Source organism: Azospirillum agricola (assembly GCF_020005195.1).
In the GTDB taxonomy this organism is placed as follows: domain Bacteria; phylum Pseudomonadota; class Alphaproteobacteria; order Azospirillales; family Azospirillaceae; genus Azospirillum; species Azospirillum agricola.
In genome coordinates this window covers 433,680-458,587 of sequence record NZ_JAIFZR010000004.1, presented here as the reverse complement: position 1 = coordinate 458,587, position 24,908 = coordinate 433,680, and the positions used below count along the sequence as shown (strand labels likewise).

Annotated in this window: 26 protein-coding genes; 12 read left to right on the top strand and 14 right to left on the bottom strand. The window is 68.8% G+C overall.

Going from position 1 to position 24,908, the window contains the following annotated elements; genetic code table 11:
- Nucleotides 1–330: 330 nt before the first annotated feature.
- The 4 genes from JN22_RS10980 to JN22_RS10965 all read left to right on the top strand — a co-directional run bounded on the left by JN22_RS10980 (nt 331) and on the right by JN22_RS10965 (nt 4,531).
- Nucleotides 331–867: a sigma-70 family RNA polymerase sigma factor gene (locus tag JN22_RS10980; protein WP_211114867.1), complete on the top strand. Its 537-nt coding sequence runs from the start codon at nt 331–333 to the stop codon at nt 865–867.
- Nucleotides 864–1,292: a hypothetical protein gene (locus JN22_RS10975; protein WP_085553966.1), complete on the top strand. Its 429-nt coding sequence runs from the start codon at nt 864–866 to the stop codon at nt 1,290–1,292. The genes JN22_RS10980 and JN22_RS10975 overlap by 4 nt, the downstream gene beginning before the upstream one ends.
- A complete protein-coding gene (locus JN22_RS10970) occupies nt 1,289–1,729 on the top strand; it encodes a periplasmic heavy metal sensor (protein ID WP_085553965.1) in 441 nt (146 codons plus the stop codon). Before JN22_RS10975 ends, JN22_RS10970 begins: the two co-directional genes overlap by 4 nt.
- A gap of 399 nt (nt 1,730–2,128) precedes the next feature.
- Nucleotides 2,129–4,531, top strand: a complete 2,403-nt coding sequence (locus JN22_RS10965; RefSeq protein WP_085553964.1) for a Tex family protein — start codon at nt 2,129–2,131, stop codon at nt 4,529–4,531.
- Nucleotides 4,532–4,565: 34 nt separating this feature from the next.
- Here the strand turns inward: JN22_RS10965 and JN22_RS10960 are convergent, their stop codons facing one another.
- The 6 genes from JN22_RS10960 to JN22_RS10935 all read right to left on the bottom strand — a co-directional run bounded on the left by JN22_RS10960 (nt 4,566) and on the right by JN22_RS10935 (nt 8,804).
- A complete protein-coding gene (locus JN22_RS10960; protein ID WP_085553963.1) occupies nt 4,566–5,204 on the bottom strand; it encodes a LysE family translocator in 639 nt (212 codons plus the stop codon).
- Nucleotides 5,205–5,337: 133 nt separating this feature from the next.
- The gene (locus tag JN22_RS10955; protein WP_085553962.1) at nt 5,338–5,613 is read right to left on the bottom strand and encodes a hypothetical protein; all 276 of its coding nucleotides are present in this window, start codon (nt 5,611–5,613) and stop codon (nt 5,338–5,340) included.
- Between the two features lie 49 nt (nt 5,614–5,662).
- A complete protein-coding gene (locus tag JN22_RS10950) occupies nt 5,663–6,004 on the bottom strand; it encodes a hypothetical protein (RefSeq protein ID WP_223677676.1) in 342 nt (113 codons plus the stop codon).
- Between the two features lie 57 nt (nt 6,005–6,061).
- Entirely contained in the window at nt 6,062–6,904 is an 843-nt protein-coding gene (locus JN22_RS10945) for a hypothetical protein (RefSeq protein WP_085554641.1), read from the bottom strand.
- The gene (locus tag JN22_RS10940; protein ID WP_085553960.1) at nt 6,901–7,863 is read right to left on the bottom strand and encodes a YqaJ viral recombinase family protein; all 963 of its coding nucleotides are present in this window, start codon (nt 7,861–7,863) and stop codon (nt 6,901–6,903) included. The genes JN22_RS10945 and JN22_RS10940 overlap by 4 nt, the downstream gene beginning before the upstream one ends.
- A 302-nt stretch (nt 7,864–8,165) precedes the next feature.
- Nucleotides 8,166–8,804 carry a LexA family transcriptional regulator gene (locus JN22_RS10935; RefSeq protein WP_085553959.1) on the bottom strand — a complete coding sequence of 213 codons (639 nt, stop codon included), beginning with the start codon at nt 8,802–8,804 and terminating at the stop codon, nt 8,166–8,168.
- A 175-nt stretch (nt 8,805–8,979) separates the two neighbouring features.
- Here JN22_RS10935 and JN22_RS10930 point away from each other — a divergent pair, with 175 nt between their 5' ends.
- Together JN22_RS10930 and JN22_RS10925 are read left to right on the top strand one after the other, a co-directional pair.
- The gene (locus JN22_RS10930) at nt 8,980–9,297 is read left to right on the top strand and encodes a heavy metal-binding domain-containing protein (RefSeq protein ID WP_085553958.1); all 318 of its coding nucleotides are present in this window, start codon (nt 8,980–8,982) and stop codon (nt 9,295–9,297) included.
- 96 nt (nt 9,298–9,393) lie between these two features.
- Nucleotides 9,394–10,626, top strand: coding sequence for an E22 family MetX-like putative esterase (locus tag JN22_RS10925; RefSeq protein ID WP_085553957.1), 1,233 nt, complete (start codon nt 9,394–9,396; stop codon nt 10,624–10,626).
- A gap of 9 nt (nt 10,627–10,635) precedes the next feature.
- Here the strand turns inward: JN22_RS10925 and JN22_RS10920 are convergent, their stop codons facing one another.
- From JN22_RS10920 to JN22_RS10910, 3 genes are all read right to left on the bottom strand, one after another.
- Nucleotides 10,636–11,145 carry a hypothetical protein gene (locus JN22_RS10920; protein WP_085553956.1) on the bottom strand — a complete coding sequence of 170 codons (510 nt, stop codon included), beginning with the start codon at nt 11,143–11,145 and terminating at the stop codon, nt 10,636–10,638.
- 104 nt (nt 11,146–11,249) lie between these two features.
- Entirely contained in the window at nt 11,250–12,815 is a 1,566-nt protein-coding gene (locus JN22_RS10915) for a DHA2 family efflux MFS transporter permease subunit (protein WP_085553955.1), read from the bottom strand.
- A gap of 73 nt (nt 12,816–12,888) precedes the next feature.
- Nucleotides 12,889–13,998, bottom strand: coding sequence for an HlyD family secretion protein (locus JN22_RS10910; RefSeq protein WP_085553954.1), 1,110 nt, complete (start codon nt 13,996–13,998; stop codon nt 12,889–12,891).
- Between the two features lie 210 nt (nt 13,999–14,208).
- Between JN22_RS10910 and JN22_RS10905 the strand changes: the two genes are divergently transcribed.
- From JN22_RS10905 to JN22_RS10890, 4 genes are all read left to right on the top strand, one after another.
- Complete coding sequence (locus JN22_RS10905) at nt 14,209–14,841, top strand: TetR/AcrR family transcriptional regulator (protein ID WP_223677675.1); 633 nt, start codon at nt 14,209–14,211, stop codon at nt 14,839–14,841.
- A gap of 102 nt (nt 14,842–14,943) precedes the next feature.
- Nucleotides 14,944–16,137 carry a GGDEF domain-containing protein gene (locus tag JN22_RS10900; protein ID WP_085553952.1) on the top strand — a complete coding sequence of 398 codons (1,194 nt, stop codon included), beginning with the start codon at nt 14,944–14,946 and terminating at the stop codon, nt 16,135–16,137.
- 153 nt (nt 16,138–16,290) lie between these two features.
- Complete coding sequence (rodA, locus tag JN22_RS10895) at nt 16,291–17,463, top strand: rod shape-determining protein RodA (RefSeq protein ID WP_085553951.1); 1,173 nt, start codon at nt 16,291–16,293, stop codon at nt 17,461–17,463.
- Between the two features lie 173 nt (nt 17,464–17,636).
- On the top strand, nt 17,637–18,410 hold the full coding sequence (locus JN22_RS10890; protein ID WP_223677674.1) for a family 16 glycosylhydrolase: 774 nt from the start codon (nt 17,637–17,639) through the stop codon (nt 18,408–18,410).
- A gap of 18 nt (nt 18,411–18,428) precedes the next feature.
- Here the strand turns inward: JN22_RS10890 and JN22_RS10885 are convergent, their stop codons facing one another.
- The 4 genes from JN22_RS10885 to JN22_RS10870 all read right to left on the bottom strand — a co-directional run bounded on the left by JN22_RS10885 (nt 18,429) and on the right by JN22_RS10870 (nt 22,037).
- Nucleotides 18,429–19,154, bottom strand: a complete 726-nt coding sequence (locus JN22_RS10885) for an ABC transporter ATP-binding protein (protein WP_085553949.1) — start codon at nt 19,152–19,154, stop codon at nt 18,429–18,431.
- 1 nt (nt 19,155) lies between these two features.
- Nucleotides 19,156–20,142, bottom strand: coding sequence for a branched-chain amino acid ABC transporter permease (locus JN22_RS10880; RefSeq protein WP_085553948.1), 987 nt, complete (start codon nt 20,140–20,142; stop codon nt 19,156–19,158).
- A complete protein-coding gene (locus tag JN22_RS10875) occupies nt 20,139–21,008 on the bottom strand; it encodes a branched-chain amino acid ABC transporter permease (protein ID WP_085553947.1) in 870 nt (289 codons plus the stop codon). The genes JN22_RS10880 and JN22_RS10875 overlap by 4 nt, the downstream gene beginning before the upstream one ends.
- Before the next feature lie 108 nt (nt 21,009–21,116).
- Nucleotides 21,117–22,037 (bottom strand): L,D-transpeptidase family protein, encoded by a 921-nt coding sequence (locus tag JN22_RS10870; protein ID WP_223677673.1) that lies wholly within the window; start codon nt 22,035–22,037, stop codon nt 21,117–21,119.
- A gap of 224 nt (nt 22,038–22,261) precedes the next feature.
- On the opposite strand from JN22_RS10870, the gene JN22_RS10865 reads away from it, so the two are divergent.
- Both JN22_RS10865 and JN22_RS10860 read left to right on the top strand, forming a co-directional pair.
- Nucleotides 22,262–23,578 carry a tetratricopeptide repeat protein gene (locus JN22_RS10865; RefSeq protein WP_085553945.1) on the top strand — a complete coding sequence of 439 codons (1,317 nt, stop codon included), beginning with the start codon at nt 22,262–22,264 and terminating at the stop codon, nt 23,576–23,578.
- A gap of 165 nt (nt 23,579–23,743) precedes the next feature.
- Nucleotides 23,744–24,145, top strand: a complete 402-nt coding sequence (locus JN22_RS10860) for a carboxymuconolactone decarboxylase family protein (RefSeq protein WP_179166120.1) — start codon at nt 23,744–23,746, stop codon at nt 24,143–24,145.
- A gap of 57 nt (nt 24,146–24,202) precedes the next feature.
- On the opposite strand, the gene JN22_RS10855 is transcribed toward JN22_RS10860, so the two are convergent.
- Complete coding sequence (locus JN22_RS10855; RefSeq protein WP_085553943.1) at nt 24,203–24,907, bottom strand: ABC transporter ATP-binding protein; 705 nt, start codon at nt 24,905–24,907, stop codon at nt 24,203–24,205.
- Nucleotide 24,908: the final 1 nt, after the last annotated feature.

The window sequence follows — 24,908 nt, the reverse complement described above, 5'->3', positions numbered from 1 at the left end:
ACCGGTAAGGACACCGGCGGAGGACCGAACGAACGATTCGACCGCCGAACCGTCCGAGGCCGACTTTCGGTTGATGCGATGAACAAATTAGGCCGCGATTGTGAACAGGATGAGGAGCGTTGTGGATGGCGGTGAGGACAACCACCCCCAAAGGGGGAAGATAATCACATAATTTGAATTATGGAAAATATGCACGAGCCCGACAGGAAAATGTCGCAGGCCGCGCAGGATCGCCGGGATGGCTTCGTATAACATCAGGACGGCAATCTGGAGCGGACGGACACGGGCGTGGAGCCTTGGGCAGACGATACGGCATCCGACGAGGCGTTGATGGCGGACGCCGCGGCCGGAGACCGAAAAGCGTTCGGAACTCTGACACGGCGCCATCTGCGCCGCAGCTTGTCCTTGGCGCAACGGGTCGTCGGCAACGCCAGCGACGCCGAAGAGATCGTGCAGGACGCCTTCCTGCAAATCTGGGCGAACGCCGACCGCTGGCGCGGCGACGGAACGCGCTTCACGACCTGGCTCTACCGCATCGTCGTGAACCGTGCCATCGACTACAAGCGCCGGCGGACCTTCGCGCCGCTCGACGCCGCCGAGGAGATCGCCGATCCGGCCTGGAGCGCCGAGACGATCGTCGACGGGCGGCGGATCGGCGCCGAGGTCGATGCCGCCATCGCGGCGCTGCCGGACCGGCAGCGCGCCGCGCTGAGCCTTTGTTATCATGAGGAGATGACCTGCGCGGAGGCGTCTGAAATATTGCAGGTGTCGGTTTCGGCAATGGAAAGTCTTCTCGTCCGGGCGCGCCGCGTGGTGCGCGCACGGCTTCAACCCCTGATCCGTCAGAAGGACGGCGTACGGCCATGACACTCAAAGAGTTCAAACGTTACGCCGCGGTCCATGGTGCCAACCTCGACCGCTGGCCGCCCCAGGTCGCCCCCGAGGCCCTGGCGCTCCTCGATCTCAACGAGGATGCCCGGCGGGAGCTGGCCGATGCCGCGCTCACCGACGGCCTGCTGGACGCGGCGACCGTTCCGGCCATCCCGACGGAGCGCGAGCAGCGCGTCCATGACCGGATCCTCGAACGGCTGGCCGAACGGACCGTGCCGGAGTTTGTTCCATGGTTCCTCGCGAAACCACCCATCCGCATCGCGCCGACCGCCGGCTTCCTGGCCATGATGGGCGTACTGGGCTTCCTGTCCTACAACCAGGGCGTCCTGACCACGCAGAGGGCGAACTCCCTGGATTTGTCCGGCGCGATGATCGTCAGCTATCTGGGAGAGACGCGATGACGCCGTCGGTCCGGCGCCGTTGGCCTTGGTTCCTCCTGGTCGGTTCGCTCGCGGTCAACATGCTGGCCGGCGGCTTCGCCGTCGCCCACATGCTGCGCCCTCCCCCGCCTCCCGGTCCGGAAGGCGCGCTGGCCCATCTCGTCGACCATGTGGCGAAGGATCTGCCGGCCGCCGACGTGGCGATCCTGCGCCGCGCCATGGACGACGCGCGGCCGCTGTTCGTCCGCATGCGCGCCACCCATGAGGAGTTCGGTCCGCGCCTGCGCGAGGAGCTGGTCGCCCGGCCCTTCGACGCCGATCGTCTCGCCGCGCTGTTCGTGGGACGGCGCGCCACCGACGAGGCGCTGCGCAACGAGATCGAAGCACGCGTCATCGACACCCTCAAGCGCCTGTCCCCGGAAGCGCGCCTGCGTCTGGCCGAAAGCCGCCTTCCCTGATCCAGTGTGTTCGGTCGGATCGGCGCATCCGCTTTCCGGGGAGGACCGGGACGGCCACTCCGTCCCGGTCCTTTTCCCGTCCGGCCGGCGCCCTGCCTTGCCCTATCCCGCCTTCCCCTACCCTGCCCGCCAAAAAGAGAAAGGCGGCTCCGCCGTGATGGGCGAGCCGCCTCAAGTCTAGGTTCGGGAGGAAACGCAACCAAGTTGCACGCAAAGATATAGGGCCAACATGGTTAACGTCCGGTGAAGACGGCGAAGGAATACGCCCCTACCACCTTTTTGCGAAACACCGCCCGGCAACCGGTCCGACCCCGCTGACCATCAGGGGGCTGGCCGGATCGCCCCCACCGCGCTATAGGAGCCGCCTTCGGGTCTCCATAGCCGGCACGGTTCATCCTCATGCTGTCCATCAGCCAGCGCATCGCCGACGAACTGTCGGTCCGCGAATCCCAGGTCGCCTCGGCCGTCGCCATGCTCGACGAGGGCTCCACGGTGCCCTTCATCGCGCGCTACCGCAAGGAAGCGACCGGCGGGCTCGACGACACCCAGCTCCGCACCCTGGAGGAGCGCCTGGGCTACCTGCGCGAGCTGGAGGACCGCCGCGCCACCATCCTGGCGACCATCGGCGAGCAGGGCAAGCTGACGCCCGAGCTGAAGCGCCAGATCGAGCAGGCCGACACCAAGACCCGGCTGGAGGATCTCTACCTCCCCTACAAGCAGAAGCGCCGCACCAAGGCCCAGATCGCCCGCGAGGCCGGGCTGGAGCCGCTGGCCGACCTCCTGCTCGCCGACCCGTCGCGCAGCCCGGAAGGCGAGGCCGCCGGCTTCGTCGACGCCGACAAGCAGGTCGCCGACGTCAAGGCGGCGCTCGACGGCGCCCGCCACATCCTGGTCGAGCGCTTCGGCGAGGACGCCGAGCTGGTCGGCCGCCTGCGCACCGCCATGGCGGACAAGGGCGTCATCACCTCCAAGGCGATCGAGGAGAAGAAGGCGGAAGGCGCCAAGTTCTCCGACTATTTCGACTTCACGGAGAACTGGGCCAAGGTGCCGTCGCACCGGGCGCTGGCGCTATTCCGCGGCCGGAGCCAGGGCGTGCTCGACATCCGCCTCGATCTGCCGGTCGAGGAGGGGCAGCCGCACCCGGCCGAGCGGACCATCGCCGCCCACACCGGCATCCGGGACCAGGGCCGGCCGGCCGACAAATGGCTGTCCGACGTCGTCCGCTGGACCTGGAAGCTGAAGATCGGCCCGCATGTCGAGACCGACCTGATGGGGAGCCTGCGCGAGCGGGCGGAGGACGAGGCGATCCGCGTCTTCGCCCGCAACCTGCACGACCTGCTGCTCGCCGCCCCGGCCGGCCAGCGCGCCACCATCGGCCTCGACCCCGGCATCCGCACCGGCGTGAAGGTCGCGGTGGTCGACGCCACCGGCAAGCTGGTCGAGACGACCACAATCTACCCGCACCTGCCGCGCAACGACTGGGACGGCGCCATCGCCGTGCTGGCGGCGCTGGCCCACCGCCACAAGGCCGAGCTGATCTCCATCGGCAACGGCACCGCGTCCCGCGAGACCGACAAGCTGGCGTCGGACCTGATGAAGCGCCACCCGGAGCTGTCGCTGACCAAGCTGGTGGTCAGCGAGGCCGGCGCCTCGGTCTATTCGGCGTCGGAGACGGCGGCGCTGGAATTCCCCGGCCTCGACGTCAGCCTGCGCGGCGCCGTCTCCATCGCCCGCCGCCTCCAGGATCCGCTGGCCGAGCTGGTGAAGATCGAGCCGAAGTCGATCGGCGTCGGCCAGTACCAGCACGACGTGGCCGGCGGCAAGCTGGCCCGCTCGCTGGACGCGGTGGTCGAGGATTGCGTGAACGCCGTCGGCGTCGACCTCAACACCGCATCGGTGCCCCTGCTGACCCGCGTGTCGGGCCTGAACGAGACCATCGCCCGCAACATCGTCGAGCACCGCGACCGCAACGGCGCCTTCCGCTCGCGCAAGCAGCTGCTCGACGTGGCGCGGCTGGGGCCGAAGACCTTCGAGCAGGCCGCCGGCTTCCTGCGCATCCGGGCCGGCGACAACCCGCTCGACGGCTCGGCCGTCCACCCGGAAGCCTATCCGGTGGTGGAGCGCATCGTGAAGACGACCGGCAAGGATCTGGGCAGCGTCATCGGCGACGCCCGCTTCCTGCGCGGCCTCCAGGCCGAGGACTTCACCGACGCGCGGTTCGGCGTGCCGACCGTCGAGGACATCATCAAGGAACTCGAGAAGCCCGGCCGTGACCCGCGCCCCGAATTCAAGACCGCCACCTTCAAGGACGGCGTCGAGCAACTGAAGGATCTCCAGCCCGGCATGATCCTGGAGGGGGTCGCCACCAACATCACCGCCTTCGGCGCCTTCGTCGACATCGGCGTCCACCAGGACGGGCTGGTCCACATCTCGCAGCTCTCCACCAGCTTCGTGAAGGATCCGCACACGGTCGTGAAGGCCGGCGACGTGGTGAAGGTCAAGGTGCTGGAGGTCGATATCCCGCGCAAGCGCATCGCCCTGACCATGCGCCTGACCGACGAGGCTCCGCGCCCGGCGGCGCGAGGCGGACAGGGCGAACGGACGAATGGCAACGGCCGGCCCCAGGGAGGCCGTCCGCAAGGGGAGCGCCAGGGAGAACACCCCCGGCAGGGCAACCGCCCCGCCCCGTCGCCGGCCGCCGCCTCCAAGCCTTCCGCGCCCAAGCCGGCCAAGGCTCCGGAACCGCTCAACAACGCCTTCGCCGAAGCCTTCGCGCGGGCGCAGGCCGGGAAGAAGAAGTAGACGATGCCCTGCCCGGCCCGCCCCGAACGGCGGGTCAGGGCGCGGGGGTGGCCGCGTCGGCAACCAGCCGCAGACCCAGAGCCCCGATGGCGGTCGCCGCGACGCGGTCTATCCAACTCTTGAAACGCAGATAGGCGGCGCGCGGGCGCCCAGCCGAGAAGGCCAGCGCCACCGCCGCGTACCATCCCGCCTCGATCAGGAAGACCGACGGCGGCAGGACGGAAAGCAGCCAGCCCGGCGGGTTCGCCGGCAGCAGGGCCGCGAAGATGCTGCCGTAGACGATGGCCGTCTTCGGGTTGCAGAGCTGCGTCGTCAGCCCGAAGATGAAGGGTCTGGCGAGCCCGGCGGGCGCGGTGTCGCCTTGCTCCGCCACCGCCAGCGGTTCGGCCGCGCCGCGCCAGATGCGCACGGCCAGCCAGACCAGATAGACCCCGCCGGCCAGCTTCAGGACGGCATGGAGCCAGCCGACCTGCATCAGCAGCGCGTGCAGGCCGAGCAGCGCCAGGGCCGCGAAGACCACCCCGCCGACGCCCATGCCGAGGGCGGCGGCGAGGCCGGCGCGCCGCGACACCGCGACCGAGGTGCGGGCAACCAGCACGAAGCTCGGCCCCGGGCTGGCGGCACCGACCGCCAGCGCGCCGAGAATTCCCGCCAGAGCGAAAGCCGGTTCCATCAGCGTCCCCCTCAAAAGACCATATCCCCGAAAAGGCTATCCCACACCCGATCCGGCGTCATGATGAAAAAAGCCCCTCGTTCGCGGGGGGAACGAGGGGCGAGAGCCGATGGCCGTACCGGTTACGGGGATGTCATTCGGCGGCCATCAGCGCCGGAGCCTCGGCGGACGCGGGCGCGGCGGCCTTCCGATTGGCCGCCACGTAACGGTCCAGCGCCGCGAGGCAATCCGCCACCGTCCCGGACCCCACCGCCCGGCAATCCTCGAAGGCGTGCGGGTCGGGACGGAACCAATGAGTGATGTAGCAATCCTCACGCCCGTTCAGGGTGAGGGTGAGGGCGAAGCGGCCCTCGCGCCCGATCTGGGCTTGAGCGGCGCGCAGACGCGCCTGGACCTCCTCGATCATCATGACGTCATGTCCTTTTCGGTCAATGGGCGACCGGTCGGGCCACAGGGGGTCAGGCCGCGTGGCGCAGCGGGTCGCGGTGCGTGTCTTCCTCGGGATCGTCCTCTTCCAACCGCCGGGCCCAGTCGATGTCACGGGCGAGCGACTCGATCAAAAGGCGGGCCGGCCCTGCACTCTCCGCCGGAGTGTCGGGGCGCAGCAGCCCCGACAGCCGCAGGGCGAGCGTCCCAGCCTCCGCCTCGACCCAGCGCGCGTAGTGGCGCCGCCGCCGGTCATGGTCCCAATACCAGCGCGGAATCTGGGCGTTGGTCCGTTCGAACTCGCTTTCCCAGGCGCTCATGCGGAACAGGCCGCTGGGCGAATGGGTCGCTGGTCCTGTCGTCCGTGCCGTCATGCCAACCTCCACGGGATCGCACCCCCAAGATCGCCCTCCACGCTCGCCCTACTAGGATCAGGCGGCTTCCCGGCCGTCCTCCTCCTCGCGCTTGAGGATTTCCGCCTTCTTCTGCGCGAAGAGGCCGGTGATGCGGTGCTGCGCCGCCCGATCGATCGCGCCGATCTCGCGCAGGCGGGTGCCGACGCCGCCGCGCCAGACCTCCTCCAGATCGTCGAGATCAAGGCATCCGTTGAGCCGCCGCTTCACCTCCGCCTCGAAGGCCTCGATGGCCTCCGGCTGAAGATCCGGATTGGCCTTGGCGGCATAGAAAGCCTCCGATTCCTCGCGATACTTGCTGTCGTCGAACTGGCCCATGTAGATGTCGGCGGCCAGACCGAGTTGCAGCAGGCATTTGCCGACCGCGTCGGTCATCGACATCTTGAAGCACTCGTCGTCCGGCATCTCCATCCCGTTGCGGCGGCGCACCATCTCGGTGCCGCCCCACTGCGGTCCGGTGAAGCATTTCTCCTTGGTCTCCGGGTCGATGTACCAGACGCGTGCGCAGATGAAGACCATCCGCTCCGCGATGGTCCAATCCATCTGCTCGTAGCCCCAGCCCTTGCCGACCGGCCCAAACTGCTCGGTCATCATCATCAGCCGCCAGGTCGGGTCGATCTGCGTGCCGCGGAAACCGCCGGAGCGGGTGAAGGGCTTGGTCGCCTTCGGGTCGGTGCGCTTCAGCCGGTTCCACAGGAACAGGGTGTCGATGCGCTGGGGCGGGCCGTCGGCGGCCTCGACGCGGGGCGCCGCGCGGCCCTTCGCCGGTTCGGCCTTCGCCTCCGTCGAGGGTTGTGCCGTGGGCTGGGCCGGCGTCTCGGCGGTCTGGTTCTCGGCGACGACACTGTCGGTCTTGCTCATGCGTCCCATAGATCGCGTCCTTTTTGTCCAGTCGTTTCGGCACTCCCCTCACCCCAGCCGGCGGCCCAGCCGTCGCTCAGCACGGCCTCCAGGCTCGGGTCAGCGGAGGGCACCCAATCCTGCGCGTCGGCCAGGGCCCGGCGCGGCGGCGCGCCGTAGCGCAGGCTGAGCCGCCCGTCGCGGTCGCGCGCCAGATACAGGCCCCGCCCCGGCTCGTCGGCGCCGACGAAGGCCAGGCGGGCGTCGTCCGGCATCAGCGCCTTGATGGCCGCCTCGGCCTCCCGCACCTCCAGCGCCGCCGCCCGGCGGTCGACCAGCGCGTCGGCGAGCGCGCGGAAGCGGTTGTGGCGGCTCATGTCGAACACCCGCCGCGTCTCGTAGGACGGGCCGTCCATCGGCAGCGGATCGGAGGGCTCGACGTCGTTGAGGACGTGCCACCAGAAGGCCTCCAGCGTCTCGACCAGCCGTTCCACGTCGTCGGCGCGGCGCGGGACCGCCACCATCGCGTGGCCGGTCGGCCGCAGGATCGACAACAGCCCGCGCTCCAGCCCCATCACCGCCAACTGGTGCTGAAGCTGCCAGTGGTAGCGGCGCGCGAGATCCAGATCGCTCTGGAAGCCGCTGTTGAACTTGGCCTCGACGATGGTGTCGAGATCCCCGTCCGGCGCGCTGCGCGTCAGGAAATCCGGGTGCGCCACCATCCAGTCATGCTCGGCGTGGACGTAGCTGTCGGTCGCCGCGACGCACGCGAGGCCGGTCGCGTGCTCGACGAAACGGGGGTGCAGGGCTTCGGTCGCGATGCCGATCTGCACGGCGGCGACGAGGTCGAGGTTGTCCCGCTCGGCCCGTCCGGTCTTCTCGCGCCACAGCGCCAGCCAGTCGCCGGCCATCACACGCGTCGCGTCCGAGGATCCGATCCGCCCCGCCCGCAAGGCACGCTGCGCCTCCGTGATCGCCATGTGCACCGCCCCGTTCGCTGTTCCCCTGGGTCGCTGCGGCTTCGCAGCGCATCCGGCGCACACCGCCGCCGGACCCTGAATATGGGATGCGAACATGCAGCTTTCAAGAACAAAAGCAGAACCTATAGCTTAGCCATATCTCACTTGAAAGAATTTGAACAGGTTTTTTCTTTAAGACATTAACCGGCTTCTTTCAATAACCGGATCTATCGGGGTAGATTTGTCGTTGTTCTTTTGTTCTTTGAGCGTTCGATTCAATGATGTGATAATTTTAGGCGATGCCCAAGGGGTGGAAAGCTTGGTCAGGACGGCTTGAGCGCCCGCACCACCTGGACCGCCACCCCGGCCAGCTGGGCGTGGTCGATCAGCGTCGGCCGGCAATCGGGATCTGTGGACACCGGCAGCAATTGCGGCGGAAAGAAGCGGTAGCCGCAGACCGTTCCGTCGCCCACCGTCACCACCATGTCGCCGGCACGCGGCGCCAGCACGTCGAGCGGTTCCAGCACCACGCAGTCGCGCGGCAGCACGCCGGCCGCGTTCAGGCTTTTCGAGACGATGCGCAGGGCGAAGGCACGGCGCGACGCGGCGCCGTCGAGCAGGATCGAGGCGCTGCCCTCGCGCAGCGCCCCGGCAAGGAACGCCTCCCCCGCCCCGCGCCCGAGGGCGAGGAACACATGGGCCTGCTCCGGCGTCAGCACCGGCACCCGCGCCACCGGCGGGTAGGCGCGCTCGTCGAGGAAGCGCGGTTCCGACCCGGCGACGCGGGCGAGGCGGGCCAGCGTGTCGGCGCTCGGCACGCTGCCCAGGACCGGGTCGCGCAGGAAGCGCGTCAGGTTGGTGGCGGTGACGCCGGCCCGGCGCGCCCAGGCGCCGGCGCTCCAGGTCCGCGCCTCCATCACTCCGGTCATCCAGCGCAGGATGGCCCGCCGCGTCTCGTCCATGGCGCCTGTCCCCAGTGAGAATGCCTCGGCAGCGGAACGGACAGGGTGCCCGCATGGGCGCGGCGCGGGGGAGGCGCTTTGGACTCAAGCGGCCTGCGATTTTGCAGTGCCGCCTTGGACTCGGCCGTTTGCACCGCCATCTGTACGGCGCCATCCGCCAACGGGAGACACCGGAATGATCATCACCACCACCGACAGCGTCGAAGGCCGCCCGGTCCGCCAGTATCTCGGCATGGTCGCCGGCGAGGCCATCATGGGCGTGAACGTCTTCCGCGACCTGTTCTCCTCGATCCGCGACATCGTCGGCGGCCGGGCCGGCGGCTACCAGGCGGCGCTCCGCGAGGCGCGCGAGGCCGCGCTGGCCGACATGACGGCGGCGGCCCAGGCGCTGGGGGCGGACGCCATCGTCGGCGTCGACGTCGATTACGAGGTTCTGGGCAAGGAAAACGGCATGCTGATGGTCTCGGTGAACGGGACCGCCGTGCGGCTGTGAGCGTTCCGTCAGCGAACGGCGCTGGACAGGGGCACAGCGTGCCGTAGACTTTCCGCACAGAAAAGCAACCGGTCAAAAAATCGGGAGGACGAGTTCATGCGTTGTCTTGACACCAGCGCCGCCGCGCGCTGGGCCGGCCGCCTCGGCGGCCTCGCGTTCGCGGCCTGCCTGCTCGGCCTGACATCCCCCCTGGCCCCTGCGTTGGCGCTGGACGGCATCGTCGAGAAGAAAACCTTCGAGATGCCCTCCTACACCACCGTCGGCGGCGGGACGATCAAGAATGTCCGGATCGGCTGGGAAAGCTACGGCACGCTGAACGAGGCCAAGGACAACGTCATCCTCGTCACCCATTTCTTCAGCGGCAGCAGCCACGCCGCCGGAAAATACAAGGCGGACGACCCAGCCCCCGGTTACTGGGACAGCATCATCGGGCCGGGCAAGCCGCTCGACACCGACAAATACTTCATCATCAGTTCCGACACGCTGGTCAACCTGTCGCCCAAGGATCCGACCGTCGTCACCACCGGCCCGGCCAGCACCAACCCGGACACCGGCAAGCCCTACGGCCTGAGCTTCCCGGTCGTCGCCATCCGCGACTTCGTGAACGTGCAGAAGGCGCTGCTCGACAGCCTCGGCGTGACATCGTTGCAGGCGGTGATGGGCGGTTCGATGGGATCGCTCCAGGCGCTCGACTGGGCCACCGCCCATCCCGACATGGTCAAGCGGGTGATCGCCGCCATCGGCGGGGCCGAGGCCGATCCCTTTCTGATCGGCTGGCTGAACCTGTGGGCGGCGCCGATCAAGCTCGACCCCAACTGGAACAACGGCGACTATTACGGCAAGGCCGAGCCCAAGGCCGGTTTGACCGAGGCGTTGAAGCTGGTCACCCTGCACGCCCGCCACTGGAAATGGGCCGACGCCGCCTTCGGCCGCAAATGGGCCGAGGAGGGCAAGGATCCACGCGCCGCGCTCGGCAACCAGTACGCCATCGAGGCGTGGCTGGAAAAGGCGGCGGCCAGCCGCGCGGCGGTCAGCGACGCCAACCACTTCCTCTATCTGGTCAAGGCCAACCAGACCTTCGTGGCCGGCAACGGCGGCTCGCTGGAGGATGGCTTGGCCAAGATCAAGGCGCCGGTCCTGCTGCTGCCCTCGGCCGACGATCTGGTCTTCCCGCCCGACCGCAACATGCGGCCGCTGAAGGAACGGTTGGAGAAGCAGGGCAACGCCGTGGAATACAGCGAGGCGGTCACCTCCACCCTCGGCCATCTCGACGGGGTGGCGAACATCGCCAAGGCCGGCGACAGCATCGCCGCCTTCCTGGCGAAGTGACTGCCCGGCTCATCCCCGGAAGTTCAGCAGGCTCGGCGCCTTGTCGATGATCTCCTCCAGGATCAGGGAGGCGGTCTCCAGATCCCGGTCCAGTTCCGGGCCGAGCTTGCCAACATAGCTCGGCCGCTTCAGCTTCTCGCTGGCGTCGTGCAGGCTGCGCAGCTCCGCCACGAAGATTTCGCGGGCCCCCATCGGCAGGATCGGGTTGGCCGACAGCACGAAGAAGAAGCGCATGCTGGCGCGCACCAGAAGCGCCAGCATCACCGTGTCCAGCCGCTCGAACTGGTCGCGCAGGTCGTCGGACCGGTTGTCCACCAGATTGCGCAGGCGCTGCTCGATCAGGATGACCAGCGCCTGGAATTCGCCGACCTTGTCGCGGAACTCGCGGTAGGCGCCGAAGCTGTGCTTGCTCGCCTCGACCTCGGCCTGCTGGGCCAGCTTGGAGGCCTCACGGCACTGGCGCTCCAGGGCGCCCAGCAGCTCCTTGACCTCGCCTCGGGTGTATTGACGCTTGCTCATGCGGACCGGGTGGGGATCGGAGGATGGATGGTCGGGCGCTTATAGCACAACCGGAGCGGCCCGTCCCATCCCGCTCAACCCTGATCCGCCCGTCCCTTCCCCGCTCAATGGTCCGCCTTGACCATGCCGCCCGGCCGCCGCACCAACGGCATGAACAGCAGCGCCGCGAAGAACACGCCGGACATCAGCAGCAGGCAGTCGTTGAAGGTCAGGATCATCGATTCGCGCTGCACCAGCCCGACCAACTTGGCCATCGCCGCCGCGTTGGCGTCGGACACCAGCCCGTCGAAGCTCGCCGCCAGCCCGTCCAGCGTCTGCTGCACCTCCGGCCGCGCGAGGTTGAGGTTGTCGCCCAGCCGGTTGGTGTGCAGGGCGCCGCGCTCGATCAGCACGGTGTTGATCACCGCCAGCCCGATGGCGCCGCCGAGATTGCGCATCAGATTGTACAGGCCCGATCCGTTCTTCAGCTTGTCCGGCGGCAGGGTCCCAAGCGCGATGCTGTTGATCGGGATGAAGCACAACATCAGCGACAGCCCGCGCACCGCCTGCGGCAGGAACAGCTCCCAGAATCCGGTGTCGGCGGTCAGGTGGCTGTTCAGCCAGACTCCGCTGCCGAACAGCACCAGCCCCATCGCCAGCATGACGCGCAGGTCGAGCCGCTTGGACAGGGCGCCGGCGATCGGCGCCGACAGGAACTGGAAGGCGCCGGTCACGAACATGATGGTGCCGATCTGAAGGCTGTTGAAGCCCCGCACCCGCGCCAGGAACAGCGGTTGCAAATAGACCGACCCGTAGAGCCCGATGCCGATGATGAAGCTGTAGAGCGACCCGATGGCGAAGTTGCGGTCGGCGAAGGCGCGCAGCTCGACCACCGGGTTGCGGTAGCTCAGAACCCGCCAGAAGAAGCCGATGCCGCCGACCACCGCGACCACCGCGAGGATCGCCACCGATTCATCGGCCAGCCAGTCGTTTCGCGGCCCTTCCTCGACCACATACTCGAGACTGCCGAGGAAGGCGGCCATCAGCGCGAGGCCGATGAAGTCGAAACCCTTGCGAAGCTCCAGGTTCGGCTTGTCGACGTCCACCAGGGTCCAGACCAGCGAGGTCACGACGATGCCGGGCAGAACGTTGGCGAGGAACAGCCAGTGCCAGGACAGGCTCTGCGTCAGCCAGCCGCCCAGCGTCGGGCCGATGGTCGGGGCCATGGTGGCGACGAGGCCGATCATCACCGACACGCCGGCCCGCTTCTCCGGCGGAAAGATGGCGAAGCTGGTGGCGAAGACGGTCGGGATCATCGCCCCGCCGATGAAGCCCTGCAACGCCCGCCAGACGATCATCGTCTCGATGCCGCCGGAGAAGGCGCAGGCGATGCTGGTCAGGGTGAAGCCGGCGGCGGCGATGGTGAAGAGAATGCGGGTGGAGAGGATGCGCGAGAGGATCCCGGACAGCGGGATCATCACCACCTCGGCGATCAGGTAGGAGGTCTGCACCCAGGAGATCTCGTCGGCGCTGGCCGCGAGGCCCGCCTGGATCTCCGACAGGGAGCTTGAGACGATCTGGATGTCCAGGATCGCCATGAACATGCCGACCACCATGGCGAGGAAGCCGATGCGGTCGCGTGCGGTCAGCGGACGCATCGCGTGCGCCGCACCGGGTGCCGGTGTCGCCATGGGATGATGCCCCGTCCGGGAAACAGGCGGCCGTCGTCGTGATCGGCCGCCACTCTGTCTCTGGAAGCCGCCCTTACTTGGCGGCCACCGCCTGCTTCGCGTTCAGCGCGCCGAACACGCCGCCGGCCTCGACATGCGGGCGGCTGTCGGCACCGCGGGTGTCGACCTCGGCCTCCACCGACAGGCCGGGACGCAGCAGCCCGGCGAGCGCGCCGTCGCGCGGCAGGGCGATGCGCACCGGCACCCGCTGGACGATCTTGGTGAAGTTGCCGGTCGCGTTCTCCGGAGGCAGCAGCGAGAATTTCGACCCCGAGGCCGGGGCGAAGCTTTCCACCTTGCCTTCCAGCTTCTGGCCGGGGAAGGCATCGACCGAAACGGTCACGCTCTGGCCCGGACGCATGCGGCCGATCTGCGTTTCCTTGAAGTTCGCGACCACATAGACGTCGGGCAGCGGCACCAGCGCCAGCAGCTGCACGCCCGGCCGGGCGTACTGGCCGACCTGGACGCCACGGTTGCCGACGACACCGTCGACCGCCGCACGGATCACCGTGTTGTTCAGGTCGTTGCGGTCGGTTTCCAGCACCGCCTGGGCCTGGGCCAGCCGGGCCTCGGTCTCCGTCCGGGTGGCGCGCAGGACGGCCACCTGGTCGTTCTCGGCGGCGAGCGCCGCGCGGGACTTGGCGACCTGGGCCACCGCCTTGCGCAGGTCGGCGTCCGACGTCTCCAGCTTCTGCCGGCTGGTCCAGCTGTCGCTGGCGAGCGAGCGGTTGCGGTCGTAATCCTGCTGGGCGCGGCGCTGCTCGGCCTCGGCGCTCGCCAGCGTGGCGGCGGCCTGGTCGATGATCGCGCGCTGAAGCTCCAGCTTGCTGTCCAGCGTGCCGAGCGCCGCCCTCTGGGCGGTGACGGCCGCCTCGGACTCCGCGACCTTGGCGCGGAAATCGCGGTCGTCGAGCAGCGCCAGCACGTCCCCCGCCCGCACCTGCTGGTTCTCCGCCACGCGAACCTCGCGCACATAGGCGGACACCTTGGGGCTGACGATCGTGATGTCGCTCTGCACATAGGCGTTGTCGGTCGATTCGATGAACCGGCCCTCGGTCCACCAGCCATAGCCGGCGTAGCCGCCGCCCGCCAGGGCCGCGGCCGCGATCACCGGCAGGACGATCTTGCGGACATTGGTTGCCATTGCCTGAAACCCTCATGCCCCTGCGGCCGTCGTTCCGCCGGTCGGCCCCGCCGCCGAAAGAACTGAACCGTTCAGTTTAGTGTTGCCTGAAGATGCGCGATCACCTATCTGTTGTCAACACCGAACTGAACGGTTTAGTTTCGATGAGAGGGTTGCCGTCCGATGCGGAACGCGGTAGGGGCGAAGAACACAGTCGCAGATGAGGCACGCATGACCACGCTGGTTGCCCCCACCCCAGAGGCGGGATCGAAAGCCGCCCAGATTCTGGAGGCTGCCGGCGCGCTGTTCCTGGAGAACGGCTATGGCGCGGTCAGCATGGACGCGGTGTCCAAGAAGGCCAACGTCTCCAAGGCGACGCTCTACGCGCATTTCGGCAGCAAGGACGAGCTGTTCCGCGCGATGGTCGCCTGCGAATGCGCCAACTCCGCCCTGGCCGAGGTGTGGGAGGAGGCGCGCCCCCTGCCGGCCGCCGAGGGGTTGCGCCTGATCGGCCTGAAGTTCGTCTCCTTCGTGATGTCGTCCAAGGCGCTGTCCGTGCACCGCGTGGTGCTGGGCGAGGCGCACCGCTTCCCCGAGCTGGCGCGCGCCTTCTACGACGCCGGCCCGGCCCTGACCTTCGCCCAGGTCCGCGCCCACCTCGACGAACTCGTGCGTCGGGGCGAGTTGTCGATCCCGGATCTCGACCTCGCCACCCACCAGTTCTTCGGGCTGGTGAAGGCCAATCTCCACCTGCAACTCATGCTGTGTCTGGAAGACCGACCGAGCGACGAGAAAATCGAGCGCTTCGTCAACGCGGCCGTCGCCTTGTTCGTCAAAGGCTATGCCCCGGCGGAAAAACCGTAATCACACCCCGGTCATCCCGGGTTCTTTCCTGCTTGTCACGTGAACATTGCTCCGTTAGCGTCACGCTGCATACTGCCGTAATCACGCGTGACGACAGGGCGCATGAATCTCGACACCGCCTTCATCGCCCAGATGACCACCATCATCGCCTTCGCGGTCGGTGTGTCGGTCCTGCTGGCCTCGATGAAGTACCCGAGTTACATCCGGCGCTCGCTGCTGTCATTCGCCTACGGCAAGTTCCTGGTCGGCGCCGGCTTCCTGGTGGCGTCGATGCGCGGCGGGATGATGCCGGAACTGCTGGCGGCGCTGGCCAACGGCCTCGCCATCGCCGGATTGAGCCTGAACTACGTGTGTGCCCGGCAGGTGCAGGAAAAATCCGTGCCGCGCCATTTCGCCCTCGTCTGCGGAAGCGTGGTCGGCGTCGGCGCCTTCCTGCTGCTGCTCGGCGGGCCGTCGGACCTCTCGCGGGTCCGCCTGCTGTCGAGCGTTGCCGCCACCCTGCTCCTGCTGCTGATCGCCGCCGAACTCCTGCTGTTCTACCGCGGACGCGGCGCCGCCCACTACCTGTCCGGAGGGGTGACGCTGGTCGTGGCCGGCGCCTTCATCGCCCGCATCGGCGCGGCGCTGGCCCAGCCGGCGGTGCCGCTCGACCGTATGGTCAATGACGGGACCGAACGCCTCGTCTTCATCCTGGCCTTCCTGAGCACGGCGGCCGGCGCCATCAATTTCGTTTTGCTCGCCAGCGACGAGTTCAACAAGGAGCTGACCAAGCTCGCCCACACCGACGGGCTGACCGGCGTCCTCAACCGCCGCCGCTTCTTCGAGGTGGCGGAGACGGAATTCCAACGCTCCCGGCGGCACGATCGGCCGATGACCCTGCTGATCATCGACATCGACCGCTTCAAGACGATCAACGACCATGCGGGCCACCCTTTCGGCGACCGCGTGATCCAGGCCGTCGCCGACTGCTGCGCCCGCCAGCTCCGGCCGGGAGACGCGATCGGACGCCTGGGCGGCGAGGAGTTCGCCATCCTGCTGCCGGACGCGGGGCCGGACACCGGATGGGACATCGCCGAGCGCCTGCGCGCCGCCATCGAACGCGAGGTGACGCCGCTCGGCGCCGAGCTGGGGCTGCGCATCACCGGCAGCGTCGGCGGCGTGGCGATGAACGCAAGCCACGGGGGTTTCTCCGACCTCTTCGCGCAATCCGACGCCGCCCTCTACATGGCCAAGAACGACGGCCGCAACCGGGTCCGCTTCGCCGGATCGGTCGGACCGGTGCCGGTCACGGCCTGAGCCCGGCCATCGCAACGGCCCCGGCCATCGGAACGGAACGGTGAGAAAAAGGGCGCCGCACCCGCGCCCGGCTTTACCGCCGTGGTCCCTTGCCGCATTATCCGCCGCATCCGCCCGGCCGGCGCCGCCGGGCCCCATCGACGAACACGGCACATGGTCGCGGTCCTATCCAACCTCGGTTCCGGCGGGCTGGAGCCCCAGCGCTCCCAGCTTACCCTCGGCACGAAATTCCGGCTGATCAACTGGGGGCTGGTGCTGCTGGTCGCCATCATCACGGCGGTGGGCGTCGCCCTGCTCTATTCCGCCGCCGGCGGCCACTGGAAGCCCTGGGCGCAGCCGCAGCTCGTCCGCGCCATTCCCGGCTTCGTCCTGATGCTGGGCATCGCGCTGATCGACGTCCGGCACCTGATGAAGTCGGCCTACGTCATCTTCTTCCTGGTGCTGTGCCTGCTGCTCGCGGTGGAGCTGATGGGCCGCATCGGCATGGGCGCCCAGCGCTGGATCGACCTCGGCTTCTTCCAGCTCCAACCGTCGGAGCTGATGAAGCCGGCGCTGACGCTGGCGCTGGCCCGCTATTTCCACGGCGTCACGCTGGACCAGATCGGCCGCCCGCTGCTGCTGATTCCGCCCCTGCTGCTGGTCTTCACGCCGGTGGCCCTGGTGCTGATGCAGCCGAACCTCGGCACCTCCATGCTGCTGATCATGGGCAGCGGCGCCGTCTTCTTCGCGGCCGGCGTGCGGATCTGGAAGTTCCTGCTGGTGATCGGCGGCGGTCTCGGCGCCATCCCCGTCGCCTGGGAGTTCCTGCACGACTACCAGAAGCAGCGCGTCTACACCTTCCTCGACCCGGAGACCGACCCTCTCGGCGCCGGCTACAACATCCTGCAATCGAAGATCGCGCTGGGATCGGGCGGACTGTTCGGCAAGGGCTTCATGTCCGGTTCGCAGAGCCAGCTCATGTTCCTGCCGGAAAAGCACACCGACTTCATCTTCGTCGTGCTGGCCGAGGAGTTCGGCATGGCCGGGGCGCTGGCGCTGCTCGCCCTCTATCTGCTGCTGCTGATCTACGGCTGGGTCATCGCGCTGAGCTGCCGCAGCCAGTTCGCCCGGCTGGTGGCGGTCGGGATGACGGCGCAGTTCTTCCTCTACGTCTTCGTCAACGTCGCGATGGTGATGGGTCTGATCCCGGTGGTCGGCATCCCGCTGCCGCTGGTGTCCTACGGCGGGTCGGCGATGCTGACGCTGATGATCGGCGTCGGCCTGCTGCTCAGCATGTCGGTCCACCGTGAAATCCGCATTCCCAAGAGCGGCGTGACCGATGTTTGAGGGCGCCGCGCCGGAACCGCCGCCGGAGGTACCCCGCCGCCGCCGGCACGGGTAAGCCGCCCGACCGTCGGTCGCACCCCTGACGCGCCATTGCCTCCTTCCCTCCCCTCCGCGATATCGGGTAGGCGGACGCCCGACGGTGGAGGCGTCCCTTCCCGTCGATGGAGGTGGACATGCGGGTTCGCAGACAGGCCGCGATGGTGGCGATGGGCGTCGGACTGGCGGCCGCGCTCGCCAGCCAGACGGCGCGGGCGGAGACGGCCTTCAGCCGCCAGGGAGGCAGCTTCGAGGAGCGGTTCGCCACATTCGACAGCACGCGCTGGCAGAAATCGAACGGTTGGAGCAACGGCAGCTACATGGGCTGCGGCTGGAACGAGGGCAATCTGGCGATCCAGAAGGGCAAGCTGACCCTGTCCGTCACCAACCAGCCAAGCGGCCGCGAGGCGATGTCCTGCGCCGAGTACCGCACCCACCGCTTCTACGGGCCGGGCACCTACAGCGTGAACCTGAAGGCGGTGAAGGCGGAGGGGGTGATGACCTCGGTCTCGCACTACACCGGTCCGCCCTTCGGCGATCCGTGGGACGAGATCACCATGGGCATCGCCGGCAAGGACACCACCAAGCTGGAGATCAGCTACGTCGCCAACGGCGTCGGCCACCGCGACACGGTGATCGACCTCGGCTTCGACGCCGCCAAGGAATTCCACACCTACGGCTTCGAGTGGAAGCCCGACCGCATCGTCTGGACGGTGGACGGCAAGGCGGTGCACACCGCCACCGGCAAGCCGGACGAGCTGCCGCGCCTGCCCGGCCGGCTCTATCTGCAATTCTGGAACGGCGCCGGCGATACCGCCTGGCTGCACCGCTTCCAGTATCCGGGCAAGCCGCTGACCGCCGAGATCGCCTGGGTCCGCTTCCGCGAGGACAGCTCGACCCTGAACAACTGACACACGCCCGAAGGACGCTCAGCCCTCCTCGGCACCCAGGTAGGATTCCACGACGCGGGGGTCGGCGACGACCTCCGCCGGGGTCCCTTCGGCGATCTTCTCGCCATGGTCCAGCACGACGACCTGATCGGACAGCGCCATCACCGCCCGCATGACGTGCTCGATCATCAGGATCGTCATTCCCTCCCGGCGGTTCAGCTCGCGCAGGACCTCGACCATGCGGTCGACCTCGGTGGGCCGCAGGCCGGCCAGCACCTCGTCGAGCAGCAGCAGCGTCGGCCGGGTGGCGAGCGCGCGGGCGACCTCCAGCCGCTTGCGGTCGGGCAGCGTCAGGCTGCGCGCCGGACGGGCCGCCTGATCGAGCAGCTCCAGCCGTTCCAGCACCGCGCGGGCCTGGCTGCGGGCGACCGCGACCGAGCGCTCGCGGGCGAGCGCGCCGACGACGACATTCTCCTCCACCGTCAGCTCGCCGAAGGGCTTGACGATCTGGAAGGTGCGGCCGATCCCGGCGGCGCAGACCTGGTTGGGCTTAAGCCCGGTCAGCCGCACGCCCTTCAGGGTGACGGTGCCCTCATCCGGCGGGAACACCCCGGCGATCAGGTTGAAGGTGGTGGTCTTGCCGGCGCCGTTCGGGCCGATCAGCGCCAGGATGCGCCCCTCCGGCACCTCGAAGGAGACGTTGGAGACGGCCTTCAGCCCGCGGAAGCGCTTGGACAGGCCGGAAACGGTGAGCAGCGCGGTCATTTCAGGCTCCCTCACCCGGCTGGCGGACCAGGCGCAGGCGGCGGGCCAGCCAGGGCCACACGCCCTCCGGCCGGAACACCACGATCACCACCAGCGCCACGCCGTAGAAGAGCTGCTTCAGGCCGGGCAGGTCGAAGCCGCTCTCCTCGAGCACGAAGGTGAGCGCCTCGCCCATCGGCGTCAGGATGAAGGCGCCCAGGATCGGGCCGATCAGCGTGCCGATGCCGCCAACGATGGCCGGCAGGATGATCTCGATGGAGCGTCCCATGGAGAACACCTGCTCGGGAAACAGGTTGTTGAAATAGAAGGCCTGGAACACGCCGCCGAGCGCGGTCAGCGCCGACGACACCGCCACGGCGGTCATGCGGGCGCGGAACAGGTCGACGCCGACCGCCTCCGCCGCCTCCGGCTCCTCGCGGACGGCGAGCCACTGGTAGCCGAGCCGGCTGTGCAGCAGCACCCGCGACAGGGCGAGCGCGCCGACCACCAGCGCCAGGATCACGTAATAGAACAGCAGCGGCGAGCCGCGCAGGTTCAGCGGGTCGCTGACCCCCGCCTCGACCGGCAGGAAGAACCCGCCCGAGCCGCCCAGCCACTGGATGTGGTCGAAGCCGATCCGCGCCACCTCGGCGAAGGCGATGGTCAGCAGGGAGAAATGCACCCCCTTCACGCCGAAGCGGAAGCCCAGGAAGCCGATGAAGGTCCCGACCGCGACCGCCACCAGCATGGCCGGCACCATCCCGGCCCACGGCCCGACGCCGTAATGCACGAACAGCGCGGCGCTGACATAGGCGCCCAGGCCGACATACAGCGTATGGCCCAGCGACAGCAGGCCGGAAAAGCCCATCATCACGTTCCACGCCTGCCCGACATAGGCGAACCACAGCACGGTGGTCAGCACCGAGACGACGTAGCGGTCGCCGACCAGCGGCGCCACGACCAGCAGCAGGCCGGCCAGCGCCAGGAGAACGAGGCCGCGTCCGGTCATGACCGCTTCCCCAACAGCCCTTGCGGGCGCAGCAGCAACACCACGATCAACACCGCGTAGCTGAACAGAGACTTGAGCGAGGGCATCAGCAGGAACCCGGCCAGCGCCTCCGACACGCCGATCAGCATGCCGCCGAGCAGCGCGCCGGGCAGGCTGCCCAGACCGCCGACGATGACGATGATGAAGCTGAGCAGCGTGTATTCCGGGGCGAGCTGCGGCCGGGCGTCGACCAGCAGGCTCATCAGCGCGCCGGCGATGCCGACGACGGCGGCGCCGATGCCGAAGGTCAGCGCGTAGAGCCCGTCGATGTTCAAGCCCACCACGCGGGCGCCCAGCGGGTTGTCAGCGCAGGCGCGGATCGCCTTGCCGGTGCGGCTGAAGCGGAAGAAGGCGAACAGCGCCGCCGCGACGACGATCGCCGCGGCGCCGGCGCGCAGCCGCACCGCGTCGAGCAGCAACGGCCCGACCTCCACCGTGTCGAAGCTGTAGGGGACGGAGACGTTGCGCGCGTCCGGCCCGAACATCATCAGCATGGCGTTGACGAGGATGCTGGCGATGCCGAGCAGCAGGATGAACTGCATGTGCTCCGGCCGTTCGACGAACTTGTTGACCAGGCCGCGCTGCAACATCCAGCCGCAGCCGAACAGCAGCACCGCGACGATGGGCGCCGACAGCAGCGGATCCAGCCCCAGGAAGCCGGCGAGCAGAACGGCGCCGTACATGCCGGCGACCATCATCTCGCCATGGGCGAAATTGACGACGCGCACCACGCCGAAGATGACCGACAGCCCCAGCGCCGCCAGCCCATACACGAGGCCGGTCAACAGGCCCGAGGCGGCGATGTTGAGATAGTAATCGATGGGCATGGAGCGGCGGCGACCCGAAAGAGTGAAGCCCTGCGGGTTAGCAGCCCAGCCCGGTCCAGGCAAGAGAAGATCGAACGGATTGTTGATGGAATCGGCGAAACGCGCCGCTCAGCGGCCCGCCACGCGGCCGCCGCCCTGCAATTCGGCGATCCGCTTCGCCACATCCTCGAGACGGCCGCTCAGCGCCCCGGCCAGACAGGATCGCGCGGCGGCGGCGACCGCCGGGTCGCTCTCGCTTCCCAGACGGATCCAGCACAGCGCCGTGATCCGGTCGTCGAACCGCCGCTCGTCCCGGAGGAGGGCGTAGGCGGCGTCGGCGCGGTCCGGCAGACCCGCCAGAAAGCGCTCCTGGAGCCCCCGCGCCCGCCCGTCGAGCACCGACAGGGCCGGCGTGTCGCAGATCAGGCGCCGCAAGGGGGCCGTCGCCGTCGGACAGCGCGGGTCCGGCACCGGCGAGGGCGGCGGGTCGGGCACCGTCGAGGATGGCGGGGGCACGGGCGGCGGGAGCGGAGATGGTGGGGAAACCGTTGCCCGCACGGGCGCCGTGGCGGAAACGCCCGCCGGCCGCACCGTGGGCGCGGCCCTCGCCTCGACCGTGGGGTGGATGCCGGTCGAGTCGCGCTGGACCCGCACCGGCGTGCCGACCGGCACCGCGTCGAACAGCGCCTCGATGTCGGCCGGCAGCATGCGGAAGCAGCCGGCGCTCGCCCTCCGCCCGACCGAGTCCGGTTCGTTGGTGCCGTGGATCGCGATGGCGGCCCAGCCGAGATCCAGGGCGAACCTGCCCAGCGGATTGCCAGGTCCCGGCGGAACGGACAAGGGCAGCGACGGCTTGGCCCGGCGTTGCGCGGCGGTCGGCCGCCAGGTCGGGTTGCGGCGCTTGCGGATCACGGCGCTGTCGCCGAGCGGGATCGCCACCCCCGGCCGCCCGATGGCGACCGGAAAGCTGCGCACCTCCCGCCCCGGCTCCAGCAGATGGAGCCGGCGGTCGGCAAGGCTGATGACGATTCGGGCCGCGGGCGTCCCCACCGGATCCTCCCGTGAACCGCTGGCGCAGGCGGGCTCCGAGGCGACCAGGAGGATCACCGCCGACAGTGCTTTCAAGGATGCCCAACGTGGGGTCGAAAAGCCGCGCATGCGGAAAGTTGACCGCACATCCCCTAAAACAGGATAAAGATCGACCGAGCACCCGCGCGAACGACACCCGGCAGGGATCACACAGGGTCCGCCGACCCGGCAACAGGAACGCCACCATGGACATGATCGAACAGACGTTGGCCGTCGCGACCGAGCATCACCGCGCCGGCCGCACCGACGAGGCGGAACGCCTGTACCGCGACGTGCTGGCGGCCTCGCCCGGCCATCCCGACGCGCTGCATCTGCTGGGTGTAATCGCGCTCCAGACCGGCCGGGCGGAGGATGCCGTGGCGATGATCGGGCAGGCGGTGGCGGGTGACGGCGGCTCCCCCCTGTTCCACGCCAATCTCGGCCATGCCCTGCACGCCTGCGGCCGCACCCGCGAGGCGGCCCTGAGCTTCGCCCGCGCCCTGACCCTGCTGACCAACGAGGGCGAGAGCTGGGGCAATGTCGGCGCCCTGGCCAACCTGATCCGGCGTTACGACGACGACACCCGCAAGGCGGCGGCGGCGGAGGTCGACGCCAACTACAGCATGGGCGACGTGATGCGCCGCTATTCCCTGCTGTTCCTGCTGGACGGCGACATCGCGCATTACCGCCATCTTGTCCAGACCGCGCTCGACGATCCGCTGCGCTTCTCCATCCCCTCGCTCCATTACGCCTATTGGGGCATAGCGATGCGCCTGTTCCAGGGCGAGGCGCGCTCCGGCGACATTGACAGCTTCAAAACTGGAGAGTTCCGCCGTTTCCACCGGCTTCTGGTGGAGGAAACCACGCGCCGCTACGGGTTGGCGGCACAACTGCGCCCCGCCCTGCCCCGCGACAGGATCCGCAAGGTCGCGCTCATCACCAACCAGATGCTGGGTCATGACCACCAGCCGACGGCGGATGCCTTCGACTATGCCCGCCGCATCCAGGACGTGCATGGCTGCGAGGTGGTGATCGTCAACCCCAACGCCATGGCGATCGTCGGGGAGAACGGCTTCGTCCCCGAATACAGCCACGATGTCAACGAGGGGTATGACGGCGACCAGACCATCGCCACCTCCGGCTCGCGGCTCCGCATGCTCTCCTTCCCGCAGAAGCATTTCGACGAGGACAAGCTGCGGGCCATCGTCGGAGCGGTCGAGCGCTTCGATCCCGACGCGATCATCGCCTTCGGCGGATCGAATCTCGTCGCCGACCTGTTCGCGCGCACCCGGCCGGTCGTCTGCCTGCCGACCTCCGGCGGCTTGCCGCCCTCGCTGGCCCGCCTGATCCTTGGCCATGGCCCCGAGGACAGCGCCGCCGGCTGGCCCGACGACATCCGGGACCGCTTCCGCCCCTTCTCCTTCGGCCGGTCCCTGTCCTCGGGCGACGCCGGCGCGGAAGGCGACCGGACGCGCTCGGCGGAGCGGCTGCTCGCCTATGCGCTTGAGGCCCAGCGGGCCTGACGGCTTCCGGTCTCCCCGGAAGGGGCACTGTGCTTCTGCGCACCCGCCCCCGACCGGCAACCGGCGCACACTGTCCCTTCCGACATGACGGCACGACGCCCCCCGACCGCCCACAAGACGGTGCGGGGGTGTCGTGCCCTTGTCCGTTCGCACAGGGAGGGGCACATGGATCGCCAGCAGGTGTATCAGGAGATCGAAGGGATCTTCGGTCTGGTCCCCAGCTTTTTCAAGGAACTGCCGGACAACACGGTGGAGGCGGAATGGCGCCTGTTCCGGGCCGTCCAACTGGACGAGGGCCCGCTGCCGGTGAAGGTCCGCGAGTTGATCGGCCTCGGCATCGCCGCGGTGACGAAATGCCGCTACTGCGTGTTCTACCACACCGCCATCGCCAAGCTGTTCGGCGCCAGCGACGCGGAGATCGAGGCGGCCGTCCATTACGCGAAATCCTCGGCGGGATGGAGCGCCTACCTGAACGGCCTCGCCATCGATTACGACAGCTTCACGCGGGAGGTCGGGCAGGCGTGCGACTTCGTCCGCGCGCAGCAGGACCACAAGCGGGCGGCGTGATGATTTACCGGTAAAGGAAAGCCGCCCTCCGGTGGCTTTCCCTTTTCCCGGATTGCCTCACAGCCCCAGATAGGCCTGCTTGACCGCCGGATCGGCGAGCAGCGCCTCGCCGGTCCCCGACAGGGCGACGCGACCGTTCTCCAGCACATAGGCGTGCTGCGCGATCCTCAGCGAGGCGGCGACGTTCTGCTCGACCAGGATGATGGTCATGCCGTCCGCCGCCAGCGCGCGGATGATGCGGAACAGTTCCTGCACCAGGGCGGGCGACAGGCCGAGCGACGGCTCGTCGAACATGATCAGGTCCGGCTTGCCCATCAGGCAGCGGCCGATGGCGAGCATCTGCTGCTCGCCGCCGGACAGCGTGCCGGCCGCCTGATCGAGCCGCTCGCGCAGCCGGGGAAACATGTCCAGCACCCGCTCGAAGGTCTGCCGGGCGCCGGCGCGGGCGCGCGGGATGACGGCGCCCATCTCCAGATTCTCGCGGATGCTCAGGCTCGGGAAGATCTGCCGCCCTTCCGCCACCTGCCCGATGCCGAGGTCGCAGACCAGATGGCTGGGCATCCCGCCGATCTCGCGGTCGCGGAAGCGGATGCTGCCGCGCGCCGGCTTCAGGATGCCGGCGACGGTGCGGATCAGCGAGGTCTTGCCGGCCCCGTTGGCGCCGACGATGGCGGTGGTCGCCCCCTCCGCCACCGCCAGCGAAACGCCGTCGAGCGCCTGGGCGTCGCCGTAGAACAGGTCGAGGTTTGAAACGGTCAGCATG

Bases quoted from the DNA above. Each gene is read 5' to 3' on its own strand.
- rodA (WP_085553951.1), top strand. From the start codon at position 16,291: ATGGTCGCGGTCCTATCCAACCTCGGTTCCGGCGGGCTGGAGCCCCAG.
- JN22_RS10940 (WP_085553960.1), bottom strand. From the start codon at position 7,863: ATGGCGATCACGGAGGCGCAGCGTGCCTTGCGGGCGGGGCGGATCGGA.
- JN22_RS10950 (WP_223677676.1), bottom strand. From the start codon at position 6,004: ATGACGGCACGGACGACAGGACCAGCGACCCATTCGCCCAGCGGCCTG.
- JN22_RS10935 (WP_085553959.1), bottom strand. From the start codon at position 8,804: ATGGACGAGACGCGGCGGGCCATCCTGCGCTGGATGACCGGAGTGATG.
- JN22_RS10900 (WP_085553952.1), top strand. From the start codon at position 14,944: ATGAATCTCGACACCGCCTTCATCGCCCAGATGACCACCATCATCGCC.
- JN22_RS10945 (WP_085554641.1), bottom strand. From the start codon at position 6,904: ATGAGCAAGACCGACAGTGTCGTCGCCGAGAACCAGACCGCCGAGACG.
- JN22_RS10920 (WP_085553956.1), bottom strand. From the start codon at position 11,145: ATGAGCAAGCGTCAATACACCCGAGGCGAGGTCAAGGAGCTGCTGGGC.
- JN22_RS10875 (WP_085553947.1), bottom strand. From the start codon at position 21,008: ATGCCCATCGATTACTATCTCAACATCGCCGCCTCGGGCCTGTTGACC.
- JN22_RS10880 (WP_085553948.1), bottom strand. From the start codon at position 20,142: ATGACCGGACGCGGCCTCGTTCTCCTGGCGCTGGCCGGCCTGCTGCTG.
- JN22_RS10975 (WP_085553966.1), top strand. From the start codon at position 864: ATGACACTCAAAGAGTTCAAACGTTACGCCGCGGTCCATGGTGCCAAC.
- JN22_RS10860 (WP_179166120.1), top strand. From the start codon at position 23,744: ATGGATCGCCAGCAGGTGTATCAGGAGATCGAAGGGATCTTCGGTCTG.
- JN22_RS10865 (WP_085553945.1), top strand. From the start codon at position 22,262: ATGGACATGATCGAACAGACGTTGGCCGTCGCGACCGAGCATCACCGC.
- JN22_RS10955 (WP_085553962.1), bottom strand. From the start codon at position 5,613: ATGATGATCGAGGAGGTCCAGGCGCGTCTGCGCGCCGCTCAAGCCCAG.
- JN22_RS10970 (WP_085553965.1), top strand. From the start codon at position 1,289: ATGACGCCGTCGGTCCGGCGCCGTTGGCCTTGGTTCCTCCTGGTCGGT.
- JN22_RS10910 (WP_085553954.1), bottom strand. From the start codon at position 13,998: ATGGCAACCAATGTCCGCAAGATCGTCCTGCCGGTGATCGCGGCCGCG.
- JN22_RS10965 (WP_085553964.1), top strand. From the start codon at position 2,129: ATGCTGTCCATCAGCCAGCGCATCGCCGACGAACTGTCGGTCCGCGAA.
- JN22_RS10925 (WP_085553957.1), top strand. From the start codon at position 9,394: ATGCGTTGTCTTGACACCAGCGCCGCCGCGCGCTGGGCCGGCCGCCTC.
- JN22_RS10930 (WP_085553958.1), top strand. From the start codon at position 8,980: ATGATCATCACCACCACCGACAGCGTCGAAGGCCGCCCGGTCCGCCAG.
- JN22_RS10980 (WP_211114867.1), top strand. From the start codon at position 331: ATGGCGGACGCCGCGGCCGGAGACCGAAAAGCGTTCGGAACTCTGACA.
- JN22_RS10855 (WP_085553943.1), bottom strand. From the start codon at position 24,907: ATGCTGACCGTTTCAAACCTCGACCTGTTCTACGGCGACGCCCAGGCG.
- JN22_RS10960 (WP_085553963.1), bottom strand. From the start codon at position 5,204: ATGGAACCGGCTTTCGCTCTGGCGGGAATTCTCGGCGCGCTGGCGGTC.
- JN22_RS10915 (WP_085553955.1), bottom strand. From the start codon at position 12,815: ATGGCGACACCGGCACCCGGTGCGGCGCACGCGATGCGTCCGCTGACC.
- JN22_RS10905 (WP_223677675.1), top strand. From the start codon at position 14,209: ATGACCACGCTGGTTGCCCCCACCCCAGAGGCGGGATCGAAAGCCGCC.
- JN22_RS10885 (WP_085553949.1), bottom strand. From the start codon at position 19,154: ATGACCGCGCTGCTCACCGTTTCCGGCCTGTCCAAGCGCTTCCGCGGG.
- JN22_RS10890 (WP_223677674.1), top strand. From the start codon at position 17,637: ATGCGGGTTCGCAGACAGGCCGCGATGGTGGCGATGGGCGTCGGACTG.